Below are 21,277 nucleotides of genomic sequence, written 5' to 3' on the forward strand. Positions count from 1 at the left end.
CAACCATCCCCTCGATAGGTTAGGAGGCGTCACTTAACTTGAAATAGGCTTTATGGTTGGTTTCGTCCAGCAAATCAAAAACAATGAAGTAAGCGTTGTCATAGAGATCGATATGCAGCCAATGCTTCCCGCTCGCAGCTTCATCCTTTAGCTGTACAACATAGTGAGCGCTCGGGCGCTCCGCCATGAAGTCAAAATGGCTGAAGTCGATCAACCGGACCGCCGTTCGCATCTGTGCTGTCAGCGCAGTCCGATCCGCCTCGGATAACGCGGCAAGAACGCCTTCCTGCAAGCGAAATACTTGATGGACCGGGTTCGCAATCACACTGCTGACGGTTTCTGCGGTGAGCGTTTTGTCGATCAGCATGTTTTGCAGTTTGCGGATCTCCGCGCTAGTATCCAGCGAGTTCACCAAGTCACTGCCGAAACGAAAGCCGCTGGTCCCGATTTGGAACGGCACATCCTCTTGATCCAAGTAGGCCATGGAGCCTGTCAGCAGCAGCCGTGAAGCGTTTGCATGAGTGGGCTGCCCGCCTCCGTTTAATAAACGTGTGAACGAAGCTTTCCATGCAATCAACTCTTTGGGATCATCAATGGAGATGGTGCCGATACCCGGGTATGTGACATTCATGCTCATGGGAACGCCGTCGAACATGTCACGGCTGTTCGGGTCCTTCGGAACCGTTCGAACTTCATCGACTCCAATTCGGAATACATAAGCAAAAATGCCGATCAGCGTACAACCGATTACCATTTGCAATAAGATGAGACGCAACCATGAAAGCCCTTTCTTCTCCTCTTGCATGTAGATTACTCTCCTTTTATCTCAGAAAAATCATCGATTTGTATCAATTTTGTAACAGACTTTGGGGGCGTACAGGTTCCATTTGGAAGCTCAAAATGACTTCCGTTCCGCTTCCCTCACGGCTGTGAACGGTGATGTCGCCACCTTGCAGCTCCATCAATTGCTTGCAAAGCAGCAGTCCAAGCCCGTGCGAGTGGGCGGATACAGGCCGCTCGGCTTTTTCGGCAGAAGGATGGAACAGCGTGCGCGTTTCCTCTTCGTCCATGCCTTTGCCATTATCGGTAATGCGCACGAGACAGTGGTATTCCTGCTGCTCCAACCGTACGTTCAGCTGCGTGCAGTCACTGTGCTTGATTGCATTTTCTATAACGTTGAACAAAACTTGCTGTGTACGTTTTGGATCCATGTATACCTCACATGGTACTACTTGGACAGCAGTGGTAATGGCCGATTTATGGAGTGTAGGTTCTAAAATGCGCAAGCTATCCGTCAAGATCGCGGCCAAGTCTGTACGCTCAAGCTGCACCCGCCAAGCCTCATCGCCTTTGAGTGACGTTTGCAGCAGCTCTTCGACCATTTGCAGCAATCGCGTGCTTTCCTTGCGGATGTATACATTACAGGTTCGAATATCATCGATGTGCTCCATTTTATCAATCAGATCGGAGAAACCGATGATGGAGGTTAGCGGTGTTTTCAACTCGTGCGTGACATTGTCGTAAAATTTTTTCTGCTTGCTCTGCTCATAATGGAGCAGCTCGATATGTTCTTGCAGCGCCTCGGACATTTGATTAAAGTCATCGGCCAGCTCCCGCACCTCGTCCTGGCTGCGTACGGTTATTTTTCGACTGAAATCGCCTACGGTTACTAGCTTCAAAGCTTGCTGTAAGGCGTGCAGCGGCTGCATGATGAAGAAAGAGAACGAGTAGCTCGCGAGCAAAGCGACAAGCAGGCAGCCCAGTGCGACGCCAATAAACCAGGTCCTCATGGCGGACAGGGTTTCTTCGTGTTTGTTTAAATCAAGCAGGTAGCGGAACCCGCCGACAATTTTGCCTTCGTAAAGGAAAGGAGAGGCATAGATAAGCATCTTGCTGTTCTCACCTTCCGTAATGACGGTGGCGGTTTGCCCTGCGAGTGCAGCGTCGATATCGCTTCGCTTCACCAGATCTTCCCGATTTCCGCTATCGCCGATAATGGTGCCCTCCGGATCAAACAGCTGGACTTGGAAGTTGCTGTTGGCGGCAAGGTGTGAGGCGATCAGCGGGGCATACGTCCCGGAAAAAAGCTGCTCGATGCTAATTTTTTTATCGTTTACAATTTTTAACGCCTCGATGCGGTGGAGGTCGTAATATTGACTAAGCGTCTGGGTATCCCGCTCAATCATACTTTTGCTTAGCGTATAGTTTACGACCACATACATCGCGGCCAGCAGCATGATGATCGTAATGGTGTGCTGAATGAACAGCTTGTTGCGCAGCTTCATGGCTTAAACCTCCAGCTTGTAGCCCATGCCGTGAACCGTGGCCAGCACATGATCGTGGGGTTTCATTTTCTCGCGGAGCCGGTTCACCATCATATCGACGGAGCGGGTTTGTCCGTAGTATTCGAACCCCCATACCTGGTCCAAAATATGCTCTCGCGTGAACACCTTTTTCGGATTTTTACACAACAACCAGAGGAAGTCGAACTCTTTGCTGGTTGTTTTGACGAGTTGGCCCGCCACTTTCAAAGACCGCTCGTTCCGATCGATCTCTATGACGCCGGCTTGGAGGATATCGACCGCATGTGTAGTGGTATCCGGGGTCATTCGACGCATAACGGCCCGAATTCGCATGATAAGCTCCCGTGTTTCAAAGGGCTTGGTCAAATAATCATCGGCGCCGAGCTGGAAGCCTAATATTTTGTCGTTCATTTCGTTTTTCGCTGTAAGTACGATAACAGGTATATCTTTATAAGCTTGTTGGAGCGTTTTCAAAAGCTCAAACCCCGACTGATCCGGCAGCATCAGATCCAGCAAGATTAAATCAATCGGCTGCGCGGCGAGCACGTCGAGACCGGAGGCGACGGTACCGGCTACGATAGGGTGGAAACCCTCAACTTCCAGGCTTAATTTGAGCAGCATTTGAATACTGGAATCGTCTTCAATAATTAATATCGTCATTTGGAAAGCTCCTTTCCGGCAGTCATTTTGCATATCGTACGTATGTCTGATTAGGCATCATCTATGTGTATACATTCTACACAACAGACGAGCTATGTAAATACGATTGACTTATATTGCATTTTACAAAAAGCGTTTTCAACCGTATGATGAAAGTGCGATGTAATATTTCTTTCCGTATTAGGGAACTTAATTTGATCTGCAACGTACTACAACAGGTGACAACAAATCAGATCCGACACGATGTGGAGAGAAGGAGTTCTAAACTGAATGAAACATGATGATAAAAACGGATGGCGTTCTGACATCGCGCCCTACGAAAGACCGCATATGAGGCATAGCGTCTGGCAAATTTTGAATACGGTAATTCCCTTTTTTGCACTATGGTATTTCGCTTATTTAAGCCTTTCCGTCTCGATTTGGCTTACGCTAGTAATTGACATTATCGCCTCAGGCTTTTTGGTGCGCATCTTTATCATCTTCCACGATTGCTGTCACAAATCATTTTTCAAAAATAAATGGGCTAATGAAATTGTCGGTACGTTGACAGGAATTCTGACATTCGTCCCTTACCATCAGTGGCGTTACACGCACTCGATTCATCATGCATCCAGCGGCAATTTGGACCGCAGAGGTGTAGGCGATATTTGGACGTTGACGGTTGATGAATATCAGAAGTCCTCATGGAAAAAAAGACTTACCTACCGGCTGTACCGCAATCCGCTGATCATGTTCATTATTGGACCGATCTTCATTTTTCTTATAGATTATCGTTTTAACCGCAAGCGTGCGGGAATGAAAGAACGCATGAATACGTATATTACGAATGTTAGCATCGTGGGAAGTTTAGCGTTATTGTGCTGGGCGATTGGGTGGCAGTCTGTGCTGCTTATTCAAGGACCGATGTTTTTCGTTTCGGGCATGATGGGCATTTGGCTGTTTTATGTGCAGCATAACTATGAAGAGACTTATTTTGAAAATGAACCTGAGTGGGACTATGTCAAAGCGGCGATGCATGGCAGTTCTTTTTACAAATTGCCTAGAGTGCTGCATTGGATCACGGGGAATATCGGGTTTCACCATATTCATCACCTGAGCCCGCGAGTTCCGAACTATTACTTGGAAAAGGTTCATAACAAAAACGCTGTGCTGCGCAACGTGCAGACGATTACGCTCATGACGAGCTTGGAATCGCTCAAATTCCGTATTTGGTGCGAAGATACGAAAAAATTCATCCGTTTTAAGGATTTGAAGCCTATAAAAGTGAAGAGAAGCCTCGTCAAAACGTTGGAAATGGACTAGGTTATAAGGCAGAGCCGGCAGTTAAAGTAGAGAATCTACTTTGATTGTTGGCTTTTTTATTGTGTTTGTGGTCGGTGGATGGAGATTGGGAGATGGACCGCGGCCGCGAGCTGGGCGGGGCGTTCATTAATGTGTTTTGAGCCTCGTTGGATGAAATCCAATGAAAAGGCGATTTGGGGTGCTTTTAGACCCGGTTCGTTGGACTAAATCCAACGAGGTGTTCGATTTGGCGCTAATATGAGTCAATTTTGCGAGGAGTGAGTGGATTTCATCCAAAGGAGCGGAGGAATTAAGACGATAAAGTGTGTTTTCATTGGAAACTCTCCAATGGAACTTGAAGTGGCGGGAGAGGGGGGACACTCGAGCCGCCTGCGTCACATATCTACGTTGCACTTTCTACAACGTAGAAGCCGCATAAACAGCACAAGCCTTACTCTCATTGCACAAAGTACAATCATTTCACCTAAAGTGGCTCTTAGAGTAGCTAATTTAATGAAATCGTTTCACAAAGTGCAACGTAGAGTGCTTCAGGTGTGCGCAATCAGCCTTTTCGTTGCACAAAGTGCAACGTAGGACAGCCTAGGCGCAAGCAATCAGCCTTTTCATTGCACAAAGCGCAATATAGCCGGGCATGGAGGCCAGTAGAGTCTGAAATGATTGAACACGACAACCTAAAAAAAACACAAGTCGGTGAAAAGACATTCCATTGTTGCAAGCGCTTTAGGAAGGTACCATAGGGGTATAACATCGACGAAGAAATAGTGAGGGGGGCTAGATGATGGCGGTAGGCGCGCAAGCGGTAGAACAGATGAATAAGCGTGCGCAGACGAAAAAGGGCAAGTCCTTTCTGCGAACGTTTTGGAAGTATAGGGCGCTGTATCTGATATCAGTTCCAGGGATTTTATATTTTATTATTTTCAAGTATGTACCGCTGCTGGGTTCAGTTATTGCCTTTCAGGATTACAACATTTTTGACGGCTTCACCGGAAGCAAATGGGTGGGTTTAGAACATTTTACACGCATGTTTGCCCATTATGATTTTATCAAAATTTTGAAAAATACAGTCTTAATCGGTATCTACGATTTAGTGCTTGCATTCCCTGCGCCAATCATCCTGGCTCTCTTGCTTAACGAGCTGCGCGTTGTGCTGTACAAGCGCGTTCTCCAGACGGTCGTATACATGCCTCACTTCCTGTCATGGGTTATCGTGAGCGGGATTGCCATCGGCATTCTTTCCCCTTCGACTGGTGCGGTGAACCACTTCATCGCTTGGCTGGGGTTTGAACCGATTTATTTCTTGGGCGAAGAATCATGGATCCGCACCGTTCTCATCTCGTCAGGGATTTGGCGGGATTCGGGTTACGGCACGATTATTTATTTGGCAGCGCTTGCGGGAATTAATCCGGATTTATATGAAGCTTCGGAAGTGGACGGTGCCAACCGTTGGAGACAAACCATTTCAATCACGCTTCCATCGCTGCTGCCAACTATTATGATTTTGTTCCTGCTGCACATTGGTAAATTCTTAGATTTCGGCTTCGAGCGCGTGTATGTGTTCTTGAATCCGCTGAATAAAGAAAATGGTGAAATTCTGGATACCTACATTTATACCGCGGGATTATTAGGCCAACAGTTCAGCTATACAACGGCCATCGGTCTTTTCAAAGCCATAGTAGGTGTCATCTTTATTGTAACGGGTAATGTGCTCAGTAAAAAAACAACGGGTGAAAGCTTGTATTAAGACGGAGGTGAACGCTATATGAATCGCAAGCCGACAGCCGGCTGGCAAGTTTTTAACATAGTTAATGTCGTATTTCTAACTCTCTTATCATTGGCGATGCTCCTGCCGTTCTTAAACGTGCTGGCTCAATCGTTCAGTTCATCTCAAGCTATCGTGAATGGCAAGGTTTTGTTCCTGCCGGTGCAATTTACAGCGATCAACTATCAATACGTGTTTAGCGACGCGGCCATCTGGCGTTCTTTCGGAGTAACCGTGTATATTACGGTAGTGGGCACGCTCATCAACTTGATTGCAACAGCTTCACTGGCTTATCCGGTGTCGCGCCCCGAGTATGCCGGACGCAACGCGGTTGTGATTATGGTTCTAATTACGATGGTCTTTACAGCACCATTAATTCCTAACTTTATTTTGATGAAAAACTTGCATCTGACGAACTCGCTTTGGGCTCTTATGATTCCAGGTGCGATCAGCGCCTTTAACTTTTTCGTGATGAGATCGTTCTTCCTGCAGATCCCTAGCGAATTAATTGACTCCGGCCGGATCGACGGCTGCTCGGAGCTCAGAATGATCTGGAACATCGTGCTTCCTCTATCCAAGCCGGTTATGGCGTCCCTTGGGATTTTCTATGCCGTAGGCCACTGGAATACGTATCAAAGCGCGCTCTACTATATCAACAAACCAGCACTATGGCCGCTTCAAGTGAAGCTGCGCCAGCTCATTGTATCCGAAGATATCAGTATCGATCCTAACTCATCGCAATTTAGCGGACTGGCTCATATGGATCCGGAGGGTATCAAAATGGCGACGATTATTATCGCGACGATCCCGATTATCCTGATTTACCCGTTCTTGCAGCGTCATTTCGTCAAAGGGATGATGGTAGGCTCCGTCAAATCATAAAGAATCATTTGTGAAATCATGTATGAGATGGCGAGTTTTGACAACATTCTAAAAAAAATACAATTCGAACTAAAGACAACCCATATCGACAAATTGTAAACGCTTTTACAATGAGTGTGTGTATGAGGTCATATTTTAGCGAAATGAAAAGAGGGGTAGAAATGAAAAAATGGATTCCCACGACGATGGCCGCAGTTCTCTTGGCCACTACGATGGCAGCTTGCTCTTCCAAGCCAGCAGAACAACCGGCAACCAGTGCAGCAGCTAACGGGGCTAGCGCAAAGCCGGCGGAAAAAACGAAGTTCTCCATCTCCTTGCGTACACTGGCATTCGGACACGTGGAGAAGTCACCTGATATCAACCAAGACAAATGGGTAAAGAAACTCGAAGAACTAACAAACTCCGATTTGAATATCGTGCTTGTTCCGCACAAAGAATATGAACAAAAAATGATCCAAATGTTTGCAACCAACGACATTCCTGATGTTGTTCAAGGAAGCGGCGGTGTAAACGGGAAAGAAATGGCGGGCTCCGTCAAAGCAGGCGTATTCATGCCGCTGGACGATTTGCTGAAGCAGTACGGCCCGAACTTGCTGAAAAAAGTGCCGAAAGACGCTTGGGATAACGTAACGTACAACGGTAAAATCTATGCGATTCCAGAGTATTTGTCGAACCCTTCCCGCCGCGCGATCTTCGTTCGTAAGGACTTGCTGGATAAAGCCGGTCTAGGCGTGCCGAAAACGGTCGATGAGTACATGGCTGTACTTCGCAAGTTCAAAGAAATGGGCGTTGAGAACCCTTACATGGGCCGCGAGAACTTTAAATATGCGGATTCCTTCTTCGGAGCCTATGACGTCTATCCATATCTCTCCATGTTTGAGAAGTCCGGCGATCAAATTTTGCCGAAGTTTTTCGACACAGAGAATATGACCAAAGCGCTTCAAACGTACAAAACGATGTTTGACGAAGGATTGATCAACAAAGAATTCGCTACGATCAATGCAACGGTATTCAAAAACACGATCCTTGCCGGTAAAGCAGGTATGTGGTCCATGAACGCCAATGAAATGCTGCAATGGGAAACACAGTTGAAAACGACGGTGCCAACGGGCGATATCGAAATCATCGCATCTCCGACAGGACCGGACGGTAAAGGCGGTCACTACTTGTACGGACCTGCGCCGCGTGCTTACTTCATCAACAAAAATGTGAAAAATGCTGCGCAAATCATTAAATTCTACGATTGGATGATGTCTGACGAAGCTGAGAAATTCTTCACATTCGGTATCGAAGGCGACACGTACAAAACGGTAGACGGCAAAATCGACTACAAATCGCCGACAGATTCTGCTGGTGTAGATGAAGAGCGTTACCGCCAATCCTTCTTGTGGTTGGTTCAAGATACAACTTATAATAAAGGCACACTTAGTATGACAGAAGATGGCAAGAAATTAATGAACGTGTACGATACGACTTTGAAAAATGAAGGACGCGACGGTATCAACTTCGAGCCGCGCTTAGAGTCCTTAATGAAAAATCCTGACATTTCACCGCTGTCCGATCAAGCGCCTCCTGTTATTCTTTCCCACATGGTCAAAATGGTGTACGGCAAAGAGCCGATCTCCGATTGGCCGAAAGTATTGGAAGAGTGGAAGTCCAAAGGCGGCAACGAAGTGATCAAGGAAGCTACAGAGAAATTCAATAGCGAAGATTCCGGTACGACTGTGTCGATGCCGCGTAAATAAGCTCAAGCAATTGAGCATGACCGACTCCTCACGAGCACACCAGCGCGTGGGGAGCGGGCATTTCAGAAGGGTAAGAAGGGAGCTGCCGCCTCATGTACCGCATCCTCATTGTCGATGACGAACCGATGATACGCAAAGGATTACAAAAGCTAGTCGAACAGTCGGAGCTGCCGATCGAAAGCCTGCGAACGGCTGAGAATGGTGTTGTCGCTTTACAGCGGATTCAAGAGGATCGACCTGACTTCCTGTTTACCGATATTCGCATGCCCAAAATGGACGGTTTGGAGCTGTGTGCCCGCGTTGCCGAAATGGATGCGGACATCCAGGTTGTCGTTATTTCCGGGTATAGCGATTTTGAATATGCCCAGAAATGTGTTTCTTATGGCGTCAAAGAGTATTTGCTGAAGCCGGTGAATATCAAAGGGTTTCAGAACGTGTTGGAGAAGCTGATCCGTACCAAGTCCAAAGTAAGCTCCGAATCTTTCGTTGCCGTAACGAAGCTGGAACAATGGGCAAGCCGCATGGAGCATGCGGTCTGGATGCTGCATCAGGCGGAATTAGACAGCTTGCTCGAAGAAATTTATACAGAGCTCAAAGATTATAAGTTGAAGCTGAACCGGCTTCTCGATATTTTGGAGGAAATTCATACCCTGCTGCACCAACGTTTGAATGTGCGTGATGTTTATCTCATGCAAGGCGAGCTTGCCTTAACTGGAGCTGTCAGCGAAGAGGAAGCTTGGCTACGATTCACCGGGGCAGTCTACGGCCACTTGGATGAGCTGAGAAATAAGCGGAAAGGGAAGCTGAAAGACCCTGTGGAGGTAGCGAAGCAATACATTGAGACGCACCTCGCAGAGGAAGTTTCCTTAGAGGAAGTAGCTGAGTTTATCGGACTCAACCCGTCGTATTTTAGCCAATTATTCAAGCAAAGCACTTCGGAGACGTTCGTTCAGTACCGCACACGCAGGCGCATGGAAAAAGCGAAAAAGCTGCTGGAGCAGCCGCAATGGCGCATCACGGATATTTCGGGGGAAGTTGGATACGCTGACCACCCGCATTTTACAAAAACGTTCAAGAAGTATGAAGGCTGCCTTCCATCCGAGTATCGCCAGCAGATGGGGATTCGTACATGAGAGGCAAGACGCTGTCACGGCAAATTTTTTCCAACTTTCTTATTGTCATTGTGCTCTCCCTCGTATCGGTTGGAGCTTTCTCCTATGTGCAGTCTTCCAGAGCGCTCGATGGCCAGGTGAAGCAGTACATGGAGCAAATGATCGACAGTGCCAACTATCAGACGGATAGCTATTTGCAGGCCTATGAACTTTTGAGTAACGCATTTTCCTCCAATTCGGATGTGCGCGCATTTATGGAAATCAAACCGGATGATTCGTACGAGTACTATGTTTACAGCGAAAAAATCAAGGAATTTGCACGTATTTCGGTGATTTCCGTTGTGACGTTATATAAACAGTTGAACATGATCTATGCGGTTGGTCAGCATGGGCGATCCGTCATCTATGAAAATCAGAATTTGCTGAACTTCGATCCCGTACTGGTGAAAGAAAAATATGATTATTTGATGAAAATGACGCCGGTTGACGGCAAAATCTCGCTGCTGAATATGAGCATTCGCGAGGTGGATCAGGGCTCTGTTGTGACGATGGCACGTAAAGTAAGAGGACCTTCTTACGGGGATGCCAATCGCGGAGTCGTCGCCATCGAGATCAAACTGGATGAGCTGGCGAAGACGTGGGATCGGGTGAGTCTGGGAAAAAAAGGGTTCTTTTTCATCGTAGACGATGCCGGGAACTACATCTACCCTCGTTCCATGAGCGAGCGCAAGCCGCAGGACGATTTGGCTTCGCATGTGCTGGCAAGCGGCAACCAGACCTTCATTTACAAGTATGACGGTGAGGAGCGCATGTTTGTATCGCGCAAATCCGGTTACTCCGATTGGAATCTGGTTGCTTCCATGCCGGTTGACGAGCTGAGGCGTCCAGCGAATACGATTCGAACGACAACGATCAGTGTGGGATTGATTACACTCGCCATTGCGTTATGGCTGGCCTCCCGTTTCGGACGTTCGATTATTGCGCCGATCCGATGGTTGAAAGACAGTATGAGAGAAACGGAAAAGGGAAATTGGCAGTACATCGATGAATCGGGCCGTACGGACGAGATCGGCGGACTTATTCATAGCTACAACCTGATGGTGACGCGCCTTTCCGATATGATTGAACGGGTCTACGAGGCGGAGCTGGAACAGCAGAAAAATGCCCTGGAGTTAGGGGAGACGAAGCTGGAACGCCAGCGGGCGGAATACCAGTCGCTGCAGCTGCAAATTAATCCTCACTTTTTATATAACACGCTAGAAACGATTAACTGTTATGCCATCGTTCAGGACTCGACGGAAATCACCGAAATGGTGGAAGCTATGGCGTTCATGCTCCGTTATTCCGTTCAGACCAACCTGGAAGAGATTACAGTAGCCAATGAGTTGAACCATGTTCGCAACTACATGATTGTTTTGCAGCATCGGACTGGCAAAGAGTTTGAAATTGACGTGGCGATCCCGCCATATCTGCTGCTGGAGAAAATGGTTCGGCTGACGCTGCAACCGTTGATTGAAAATATTTTTCAACATGCTTTTCCGGACGGTGTGGAGCCGCATCACTTTATCCGTATCAATGCCAAGAAGGAAAACGGCTTGTTCCAGGTTTTTGTGGAAGACAACGGCATCGGTATGAAGCCGGAGCGGCTTGAGGAACTGCGAAAGAAACTGGAGCAGAACCGATTGGCGGAGCCGGAAGAGAACGGCTCGCCCCGCCGAGGCGGCATTGGCCTCATGAACGTGCATCGGCGCATACAGATGGTGTTCGGTGAGGCTTACGGGCTGTCGATCGACAGTGAGTGGGGACGCGGCTCGTGCCTGACGATGACGATGCCGGAGACGGCGCGGCCGAAGATGCGGAGCTGATGGAAGCGGGCCAATCCCGCCACGTCGCCACGCCTCTGACCATCTACGGGCAAGATGAGAGGGTGAAGCTGGGCTGGCGGGCCAGAGGAGGAACGCCTGGGGAACGCTGGAGTCACGTTGAGGTACTGCTGAGGCACATCTGAGAGCACTTGAGGCAACACGATGAACTTTCTTCGTGACGATGGCGAGAAGTCAGAGAAATAAGCAGGTGCGGAAGGGTTGCTAATGCCGCTACGCCACGGACCCCCGCCTCTGGCCTTCTACGCTAACGGACGCAGATGACCTTAATCGGGTCAAAAGTCTATCGCCAACTATTTTAACTGACACAGTAGTCCTTATTGGCTGGATATGATGGCATTTCTATGCTCTGAAGTGGGAATAGAGTCTCTCATGTCCGTTAGCCTTGAACAAGGAAGCAAATAGACTCATATAACGTTCCTTGAGTCCGTTACACTCATCGAGACGCTAGTCGCCAAGGCGAACGCTGAAAATTTTCGTTGGTAAACGGGGAATAGAAGTCGCTAGAGGCTCTTATTTCCCATTCATATATATCTTAAACAAAACATGGGAGGAATTCATATGAACATCAACTTAACGGGGAAAATTGCACTGGTAACAGGATCAAACGCGGGGATCGGACGCGCCATCGCACTGGCTTTGGCTAGCAATGGAGCAAAAGTTGGCGTGAACTGCCTGAACAACGTAGCACAAGGGCAAGAAGTTGTCGCAGCGATTCAAGCGGCGGGCGGAGAAGCTGTGTTAGTGCAAGCCGATGTGACGAATATCGAGCAGATCGATAGACTCGTAAGTGAAGTGGAGCAAGCGCTAGGTGGCACCATTGATATTTTAGTCAACAATGCAGGCCATTTGGTACAGCGTGTGCCGAATTCCGAAATGTTTGAAGAGATGTACGACCGCATTATGGACGTTAACTTGAAAAGCACCGTGTTCATGTGCAAAAGAGTGCTTGCCGGCATGAAAGCGAAAGGCTACGGCCGTATCGTCAACATGACATCTGTGGCTGCGCATAACGGCGGCGGACCGGGTTCGAGCATATATGCAGCAAGCAAGGCAGCCGTACTTACGTACTCTAAAGGCTTGGCGAAAGAAGTCGCAGCAAGCGGCATTACCGTGAATAACGTATCCCCAGGCTTTATCGGGAACACGATGTTCCACGCAACATTTACAACGGATGCAGCTCGTACAGCGACCATTAACGGCATTCCGCTTGGACGTGAAGGAGCACCTGATGATGTAGCTGGCGCCGTGCTTTACCTTGCTTCCGATTTGGCTTCTTATGTAACAGGCGAAACAATCGAAATCAACGGCGGGATGATGATGCGATGAGTACCGCGCTAAGATCGGACCGTATAGCCCATATCTTAAAAGAGGAAATCGACAAGCTGCAGCAGGCCGGCAGCCTGTCGATTCCGAAAGAACCTGGTGGCTGGTGGCACCAGTATGTTTGCCCACATCATCACACCGAACTGGTGTTCGATGACGGGCAAGTGGACGCAACCGATTTCGCGTGCCCGCACGGCTGCAGCATTGAAGGCGAAGCCTACCGCGGCGCTTGGCTCGTCTTTAAACATCAGTTGCTGGCACGCGTTGCGTTGCAGGCAGCGGCTGTCTATGCAGCGCTTGGCGAGGTTTCCTATGCCCGGCTTAGCAAAAGACTGCTCGTCGAATACGCCGAGCAGTTCCCGCTCTACCCCGTGCATCCGGAAGCACAAAGCTGGATGCTGAAAGGGCGCGCGTTCCATCAAGCGCTCACGGAGGCTATCTGGTCCACAACCCTGATTCGCGCTTACCTGTTATTGCGCGATAAAGGCGTTGTGTTCGACGGGAAGGAGCAGGCGGCTATCGACGTCTTCTTGGGATTGCTTGCCGGGAGTATGGAAGAATATCGGCACATTCTTATTCATGAGCGGAACAATGCGGAGAACAATTACACCGCTTGGCTGAACGCGTCATTGTCTTGCGTCTACGCCGCGCGTGGCGAACAAGCGGCGCTGGAAGCGCTGATTGAAGGCCAAGGCGGCTTCAAGCATCATCTCTCGATCGGCGTGAAACCCGATCAGTTCGAATTCGAAGGGAGCACGTATTACCACGTATTCGTGCTTCGGGCGTACTTGATCGCTGCGGAGATGGCACAGCGCTTCGGCATTGACCTCTACGCCGTCACAGGCGCAGAGGGCCAATCCATGCGCGGCATGCTGGAGGCGCTCGCCGAGCTGGCCGACGACCAGGGCGCGCTGCCTGCCCTGCATGACGGGCCGCTCGCGCGTGCTCCCTATGCCCGCGAGATCGCTGAGATCGCGGAGCAGGGGCTCGCGATCTACGGCATTGCCGGCCTCGCGCCAGTATTGCGCGAAGCGTACCGCCAGCTGGGCGCTGCCGGCGGCGAGCAGCTCGAGGCGCTGCTCTATGGCACAGACGAGCGCCCGCAGGCTCCTGCGGCTCCGCGGGCTTCAAGACTCTGGCCGGATGCCGGATTCGTCATCGGCCGTGTGGCGGGGAACCCGCTGTCGTTCCTCGCCGATTTCGGCGAGCATGGTGGTTCCCATGGTCACTACGACAAGCTGCATCTGACGTTGATGCACCCTGCGCAAACGCTTACTCCCGATTTTGGCATGGTGCCTTACGGCTCGCATATGCGGAAATCGTGGTTTGCCGAAACGTCCAGCCACAACACGGTGTCGCTGGACGGCATGTCCCAAGCGCCGCATGAAGGGCGCTGCGTTCGCTATGAGGCGGCTAATGACGGGAAGTCCGTCTACGCTTGGCTGCAATCCACCGGAGCCTACGAAGGCTGCACGATGAATCGCCACCTGCTGCTCACGGACGAATGGCTGCTGGATTGGTTCCAGGTTGAGCTTGCCGAAGGGGCGCGAAGCATAGAATGGTGGATGCATCCTGCCTTTCAGCCTCTAACAGGAACGCTTGAAGAACGGGACGAGGTGTACACACTTCGGATTAAAGAAAAAGATGCTTCCGCTTCCGCGATAGCTGAACTGAAGCTTCCGATCATTGGCGGGCTGGTGCCGGATGCAGGCCAACTGCAGTTGTCTTATGCGCTCGGGGAGAACACCGTCGTGTTCCACACAGCATTGGCAGAATCGGGCGACGAGCTGTTGGCGGTACAAACGCCAGGAGATTCTATCGACCCAAGTCAGCCGCTGACAGCCGTCCTGCACCGTCGTAATGACCGTAGAGCTGATTTCATCCACGTGTATCGGGCAGATAGCAGCGCCTCAATTATCCGTGTTTCCACGCAGGAAATTGAGATTACCGTACCCGGTCAACCGGAAAGTGCATCACGCATTCAACTTACGGAAGATAAAGGTTTGATTTTCATATAGAGGAAGGGAGCATCGTGATGACAACCCTGTCGCCATTATACGAACCGCAGAGCGGCGTATTAACCGTACAATACGAACCGAATGAGCAAACTAAACTGTTGGAGAACCCGCCACGCTTCACGTGGATTCCGGCCCAACTGGAGAATGACCGTTACGTGCTGCAAATTTCGCAGTCGGACGTATTTTCCGAGGCTGACACGCAAACGATCAAGCCGATTCCCTATAATTTATATACACCGGATGATGCCTTTGAAGCAGGAACTTACTACTGGCGCTACGCACTCCTTCAAGAGAACGGCGAGCAGACGGCTTGGAGTAAAGTCAGAAGCTTTGAGGTAGGAACGGACTTACCGGAAACTCCGCTGCCTAGTCGGGAACGCCGTTATGCCGAAGCCTCATTGCAGCACCCTCGGCTGTGGCTCCAGTCCGCTGAGGTTGAAGCTTTCCGAAGCGAGCTGGAGGCTGATCCGACTTACTGCGGGTTCGATGTTTTTTATGAAAAGTCTGTTAAACCGTGGATGGATCGCGAATTTATCGCTGAGCCGCAGCCATATCCGGGCAACAAACGTGTTGCCAAGCTGTGGCGTCAAATGTACATGGACACGCAAGAAGTCTTGTATGCGATCCGTCACTTGGCGGTAGCTGGAACGATTTTGGCTGACGAAGAGATGCTGGACCGTGCCAAAACGTGGCTGCTGCACGTCTGCAATTGGGATGTCAACGGCACAACAAGCCGGGATTACAACGATGAGGCCTCTTTCCGAATGACTGGAACGATTGCATGGGGCTACGATTGGCTGCATGGGCGGTTAACGGAGCTTGAGCGGAAGCTTGTGCGAGAGGTTTTGCTTGCACGTGCCCGGCAGATTGCTACGCATGTGATAGATCACTCCAAAATTCATCACGTGCCATTTGACAGCCACGCCGTTCGTTCGCTTTCCAGTGTGCTGGTCCCGAGCTGCATTGCCTTGTTAGAGGAAGAGCCGGAAGCACGCGAATGGCTGGATTATACCCTTGAATACTATGCATGCATCTATTCCCCTTGGGGCGGGCCGGATGGAGGCTGGGCGGAAGGTCCGATGTATTGGACGACCGGGATGGCTTTTGTTACGGAAGCGATGAACTTGCTGAAAAAATATACGGGCATTAACTTCTATAAACGGCCATTTTTTACGAAAACGGGTGATTTCCCGCTGTACGCTTTCAGCCCGGATACGCTTCGCGCAAGCTTTGGCGATCAATCCACATTGGGAGATCCTGTAAGCCTGAAGACAGGCTTCAACATCCGCCAATTCGCCGGTGTTACGGGGAACGGCCTGTATCAGTGGTATTTTGAGCGGGTACGTGAGACAGATACCGATTCTGAAATGAAGTTTTACAATTACGGCTGGTGGGACTTCCGCTTTGACGAAATGGTTTTCCGTCACGACTATCCGCAAGTGGATGCTATTGTGCCAACGGATGCGAATATCGAGCAGGTAAAATGGTTCCGCGACATCGGTTGGGTCGCATTCCACTCGAATATGGCGGATCCTGAGCGCCACATTATGCTGCTTACGAAGAGCAGCAAATATGGCTCAGTCAGCCATAGCCATGGGGACCAAAACGGGTTCCTGCTGCACGCATATGGTGAACCGCTTGCGATTGAGAGCGGCTACTACGTGGCGTTCAGCTCCACGATGCACATGAACTGGCGCAGACAGACGCGTTCGACGAATAATATTTTGATTGACGGCCTTGGTCAATACGCGGAGAAGAACAAAGTACTGAACATGGCGGCGAACGGGTTCGTTGAAGTGGCTGAGCAGCGCAAAGGCTATGGCTACTCCCGCAGCAATGCCACAGCAGCGTATAAGGAGTATGTTCCTTATCTGGAGCGGTATGTACGCGAGCTGTACTTCTTTGGGACTTATGTTGTAGTCGTGGATCACATCGATCTGGCACAGACGGGCACCGTGGATTGGCTGTTCCAGACGCTGTACGAAATGAAGCTGAACGGACAGACCTTCAAAGTCCAAGGCCGCAAAGCCGATATGGACGGTCGCTTCGTCTATTGCTCTTCCGGCGAGCTGGAGCTTACGCAGCATGAGGGCTTCGCGGATGTGGACATGAGCGAGATCGAAGGTTTGCCGCTGCACTGGCATCTTAAGGCGACGACGAAGCCGGCGCGCAGCCACCGGATCGCTACGCTCCTTGTGCCGATTAAGCATGGCGAGCCGAAGTACGTGTCCTATTTCATGGACGATCAAGGGTTCGATACGCATATTTACTTTACGGAAGATGGCGTCACTCATCGTGTTGAGGTGCCTAAGGCTTATTAGTCTATTCATTAGAACGACTCTCCTTTGCCAGCTTGGCGGGAGGGTCGTTTTTTATTTTCACGGCATGCGCTGTGTTGAGTTATTAGATAATAGTGGTAAAACCTACCGTTATTTGAGCGTTACTGAGGCGTGAATATGAATTAACTGGAAAAACTCCAACTAAACTGCTGGGTTTCTATGCTTAACAGGGCTATTACATGAATTTAAAGTGAGAAACTCCATTTATTTAAGATAAAACCTCGAAGCTAGCTGGATTAGCGGCAGTTTTTACAGTTAGTTGCTCGTGCAAGCCCCCCAAAAATTGCGATATCAAACCACATCTTACCGCCTCTGTACGTCACTACAATCAACAATACGGGGTATCCTACTGAATATCGGGGCGATGGCAAGCCTTGCTCAACGTTCAAAGCTCTTCATGCCTTAACAGTACTTTCACGCTCTTTGACAGTCACATTTTCAACGCTTTCCAACGCATTTTCAATAGCTTCTCTAGCTCGACTCAAGGCTCTTCAAACCCTATCGCCGGTCTTTCCCAAGCCCTTGAAAGGATACATTCAGGTACATAAACCTATAAAAAGTAAACATGAATCCTAAAGTTCACACATTGTAAGGGTTGCCAATTTCGAGCGATAATAGGGTCATCAAGTTCACCAAACAAACGAGGGGGATTCACATTGATTAAAAAATATAAAGGTCTTCAATTAACAGCAGCAGGCTTACTGGCTATCTCCTTAACAGCATGTGGTGCAGGCGGCAGCACAACAACACCGGCACCTGGCGCAAGCGCATCAGCAGCTCCAAGCGGTGGAAACACAACGAAAGAAAACGTAACGATTACGTTCCAAAACATATATCCCGATCCAACAGATCCGAAAAACGGTATGTTGAAAAAGATCGTGAACGACTACCAAACGAAAAACCCGAACATCAAAATCGAACTTGATTCCCTGAACACGGATCAACAAAAGCTGAAGCTTAAAACACAAGCAGCTTCCAAAGAAGTTCCGGATATCACGATCGTGAATCCATCCGCTCAAATGAAACCTTTCGTAGACGCAGGATTGTTCGCGCCGCTTAACGACATGGTTGAGCAAAACGGCCTGAAAGGCACGTTCCAAGAAGGCATTTTGAACTGGTACACATTCAACAACAACATCTATGCATTGCCTGATGGTAACAACATCGGTCTCGTTTATTACAACAAAGACTTGTTCAAACAAGCCGGCGTAGAAGTACCGAAGACATTCGAAGATATGGTCGCAGCTGTAAAAACACTGAAAGGCAAAGGCATTCAGCCAATGGCTATCGGTGAAAAAGATTCCTGGACCGGTTCCTTCTTGTTCATGAACGTGCTGCTTCGCACAAATGGCGGCCCTGGCTTCCTGCAAGCTGTTGTTGATGGCAAGAAAACATTCGCAGACCCAGCATTCACGGATGCTGTAAGCAGCTTCCAAGACTTGATTCAAGCTGGCGCATTCCAAGAAGGCGCAACTTCCTTTGACTACAACGCAGGTGAAAACTTGTTCAAAACAGGTAAAGCCGCTATGTACTACATGGGTTCATGGGCAACAGGCGGTATCGAGACTTCTTCCGTTAACGGTAAAGTCGGCGTATTCAAATTCCCAACGGTTAAAGGTAAAGGTAACCCTGACGAGTTCATGCTTGCACCAGGAAGCGCGTTCGCAATCTCTGCAAACAGCAAACACTTGAAAGAAACCAAAGATTTCTTGAACTACTTCATGTTGAACTTCCCGAAAGAAGCATTCGCGGTTAAAGGCGCAGTAGGTATCGCTCAAAAAGTGGACGGTGACTTCAAAGCAGCTGGATACTCCGATATGGCGATGGAAGTACTGGATATGTTCAAACAAGTTAAAGGCGGCGACCTTGCGTTCGATAACACAATGAACCCAGGAACAGCACAAGGCCACTTAGCAAGCATCCAAAACCTCTTCGTTCAGAAGAAAGATCCTGCTGAAGTTGGCAAAGAGCACCAAACAGCTTACGATACGAACAAAAAGTAAATAAATAATCATTTAGCAGCCAAATCGGAATTTATCCTTAGCGCCGCAAGGGTGTAGAGGGTGAATTCCGATTGGTATATCTCATGAAGGAGGCGAGCCAAGTGAATGTGTTAAGAGTCTCCAAGTGGACGATTGCCATGTTTGTACTGCCATGTTTGTTGATTTATGTCTGTCTCGTTTTTGTACCGATTCTAGTATCGTTATATAGTGGATTGCTGGATTGGAACGGGATCAGCGGTGCAAAATTCGTTGGTTTGGATAATTTCCGTAACTTGTTGTTTCATGATCCTGTGTTTTGGCCGTCCGTGAAACGGACTTTAATGTTTGCCGTATTTTCAATGGTTGAAATTCCAATTGCATTAGGTGTAGCCGTTCTCTTGAACCGATTCATCAAAAAGCCGAATTTTCTAGTTTCTGCTTACTTCTTACCGGTTATTTTGTCCGTTGTTATCGTCGGACAGCTCTGGAAAACCATCTATAACCCTGCCGCAATGGGCGGTATGCTCAATCAAGTATTGGACATGTTGAATTTGCATAGCTGGTCGAGATCCTGGTTAACGGATCCGAAGATTGCTATGTACTCTCTGTATTTCGTAGCCCTGTGGCAGTACCTGGGGTACCACACTTTGATCCAGTTCACCGGCATTCAGAACATCCCTGCCGATATTTACGAAGCAGCGCGGATTGATGGAGCGGAGGGCCTTAAAGCCGACTGGTATATCACTTTCCCTATGAATATTCCGATTTTCAAAATATCGATCGTTCTTGCCTTTATCGGCTCTTTACAAGCGTTTGACATGGTCATGGTTATGACCGGAGGTGGTCCGGCTCATGCCACAGACGTTATTTCCACGCATATGTACAACATGTCGTTCCTATCCATGAAGTATGGATATGGTAGTGCGATTGCTGCCTTCTTGGTTGTCTTATGTTTGATTGCAACTGTAATTATCAATGGTATCTTTAATAAACTAGAGAGAAGATTTACTTAAGGAAGGGGAGTGTCACCATGCAAGATGTCAGGAAAGCAGCGGTAGCTGCACCTGCAATGACTCGGAGACGCAAAAGCTTCTCTATCCTGAAAGTTTTGGTCATTGCACTCTTGTCGTTGCTCGTAGTTACACAAGTGTATCCATTGCTTTGGTTGTTCATTTACTCGTTAAAAACGAATGAGGAAATCTTGTCGGGGCGGTTTTTCGCCCTCCCCCAAGTGCTTCAATGGAAGAACTTCTCCTCGGCTGTAGAGGCGGGGCATTACTTCCAGTACTTGAAAAACAGTCTTTTCGTCACATCGGTTACAATGGTCTGCGTTATCTTGCTTAGTTCCTTGGTTTCTTTCGCCATTACAAGGTTCAAGTGGAAATATGGCCAAGTCGTCATGATCATCTTCCTGATCGGGATGATGGTCCCGATGCAAGCGACATTGCTGCCGCTGATGATTATTTTCAAAAACTTGAATGCTTTGAACACGCATCTATCCATCATCTTGCCTTATATCGCGTTTCAGACGCCAATTGCGGTCTTTATCCTCAGCGGCTTCATGAAATCCATTCCGGCTGAGATTGAAGAATCTGCTGTCGTAGACGGCGCGGGGGTTTTCCGAATCTTTGGAAGTATTATTCTTCCGATTTCGATTCCTCCGATGATGACGGTGTGTATCTTGACCTTCATCAATATTTGGAACGAATACATTCTTGCGGCGACATTCATTTCGTCGGAGCGGCTCAAAACGCTGCCTTTCGGGGTGAACAGCTTCGTCAGTCAATATTCGGTTAATTACGGAGCTATCGGTGCGTTTCTCGTGTTAGGTGCGCTGCCGGTCATTATCATTTATTTCTTATTAGCCGATAAAATTACAAAAGGTATGGTAGCGGGAGCGGTGAAGGGTTAACTTCACCCCTCTCTTTTTGCCGTTTAGGAAACAGCCTGTGATATGATAGCCTGT

Annotated in this window: 15 protein-coding genes; 12 read left to right on the plus strand and 3 right to left on the minus strand. The window is 48.9% G+C overall.

Annotation, left to right across the window (positions count from 1 at the left end; genetic code table 11):
* Window positions 1-19: 19 nt before the first annotated feature.
* The 3 genes from RQP52_RS25340 to RQP52_RS25350 are packed head-to-tail and all read right to left on the minus strand — an operon-like array spanning window position 20 to window position 2,963.
* Entirely contained in the window at window positions 20-805 is a 786-nt protein-coding gene (locus RQP52_RS25340) for a DUF3919 family protein (protein ID WP_315954416.1), read from the minus strand.
* 43 nt (window positions 806-848) lie between these two features.
* Window positions 849-2,285 carry a HAMP domain-containing sensor histidine kinase gene (locus RQP52_RS25345; protein WP_315954417.1) on the minus strand — a complete coding sequence of 479 codons (1,437 nt, stop codon included), beginning with the start codon at window positions 2,283-2,285 and terminating at the stop codon, window positions 849-851.
* 3 nt (window positions 2,286-2,288) lie between these two features.
* Window positions 2,289-2,963: a response regulator transcription factor gene (locus RQP52_RS25350; protein WP_315954418.1), complete on the minus strand. Its 675-nt coding sequence runs from the start codon at window positions 2,961-2,963 to the stop codon at window positions 2,289-2,291.
* Window positions 2,964-3,233: 270 nt separating this feature from the next.
* Between RQP52_RS25350 and RQP52_RS25355 the strand changes: the two genes are divergently transcribed.
* The 12 genes from RQP52_RS25355 to RQP52_RS25410 all read left to right on the plus strand — a co-directional run bounded on the left by RQP52_RS25355 (window position 3,234) and on the right by RQP52_RS25410 (window position 21,223).
* Window positions 3,234-4,265 (plus strand): fatty acid desaturase, encoded by a 1,032-nt coding sequence (locus RQP52_RS25355; RefSeq protein ID WP_315954419.1) that lies wholly within the window; start codon window positions 3,234-3,236, stop codon window positions 4,263-4,265.
* Window positions 4,266-5,073: 808 nt separating this feature from the next.
* Window positions 5,074-6,006, plus strand: coding sequence for an ABC transporter permease (locus tag RQP52_RS25360; RefSeq protein ID WP_315954583.1), 933 nt, complete (start codon window positions 5,074-5,076; stop codon window positions 6,004-6,006).
* 18 nt (window positions 6,007-6,024) lie between these two features.
* Window positions 6,025-6,906 (plus strand): carbohydrate ABC transporter permease, encoded by an 882-nt coding sequence (locus RQP52_RS25365; protein ID WP_315954420.1) that lies wholly within the window; start codon window positions 6,025-6,027, stop codon window positions 6,904-6,906.
* Window positions 6,907-7,067: 161 nt separating this feature from the next.
* Window positions 7,068-8,651 carry an extracellular solute-binding protein gene (locus tag RQP52_RS25370; RefSeq protein WP_315954421.1) on the plus strand — a complete coding sequence of 528 codons (1,584 nt, stop codon included), beginning with the start codon at window positions 7,068-7,070 and terminating at the stop codon, window positions 8,649-8,651.
* 92 nt (window positions 8,652-8,743) lie between these two features.
* The gene (locus tag RQP52_RS25375; RefSeq protein WP_315954422.1) at window positions 8,744-9,784 is read left to right on the plus strand and encodes a response regulator; all 1,041 of its coding nucleotides are present in this window, start codon (window positions 8,744-8,746) and stop codon (window positions 9,782-9,784) included.
* Entirely contained in the window at window positions 9,781-11,628 is a 1,848-nt protein-coding gene (locus tag RQP52_RS25380) for a cache domain-containing sensor histidine kinase (protein WP_315954423.1), read from the plus strand. The genes RQP52_RS25375 and RQP52_RS25380 overlap by 4 nt, the downstream gene beginning before the upstream one ends.
* Window positions 11,629-12,207: 579 nt before the next feature.
* Window positions 12,208-12,975, plus strand: a complete 768-nt coding sequence (locus RQP52_RS25385; protein WP_315954424.1) for an SDR family NAD(P)-dependent oxidoreductase — start codon at window positions 12,208-12,210, stop codon at window positions 12,973-12,975.
* Window positions 12,972-14,990, plus strand: a complete 2,019-nt coding sequence (locus tag RQP52_RS25390; RefSeq protein ID WP_315954425.1) for a heparinase II/III domain-containing protein — start codon at window positions 12,972-12,974, stop codon at window positions 14,988-14,990. The genes RQP52_RS25385 and RQP52_RS25390 overlap by 4 nt, the downstream gene beginning before the upstream one ends.
* Before the next feature lie 17 nt (window positions 14,991-15,007).
* Window positions 15,008-17,311 (plus strand): DUF4962 domain-containing protein, encoded by a 2,304-nt coding sequence (locus RQP52_RS25395; RefSeq protein WP_315954584.1) that lies wholly within the window; start codon window positions 15,008-15,010, stop codon window positions 17,309-17,311.
* 674 nt (window positions 17,312-17,985) lie between these two features.
* Window positions 17,986-19,332 (plus strand): extracellular solute-binding protein, encoded by a 1,347-nt coding sequence (locus tag RQP52_RS25400; RefSeq protein WP_315954426.1) that lies wholly within the window; start codon window positions 17,986-17,988, stop codon window positions 19,330-19,332.
* 101 nt (window positions 19,333-19,433) lie between these two features.
* Entirely contained in the window at window positions 19,434-20,324 is an 891-nt protein-coding gene (locus RQP52_RS25405; RefSeq protein ID WP_181646517.1) for a carbohydrate ABC transporter permease, read from the plus strand.
* 56 nt (window positions 20,325-20,380) lie between these two features.
* Window positions 20,381-21,223, plus strand: coding sequence for a carbohydrate ABC transporter permease (locus tag RQP52_RS25410; protein WP_127454106.1), 843 nt, complete (start codon window positions 20,381-20,383; stop codon window positions 21,221-21,223).
* Window positions 21,224-21,277: the final 54 nt, after the last annotated feature.

The sequence above is a fragment of the Paenibacillus violae genome, from assembly GCF_032461945.1.
Taxonomy (GTDB): Bacteria; Bacillota; Bacilli; order Paenibacillales; family NBRC-103111; genus Paenibacillus_E; species Paenibacillus_E violae.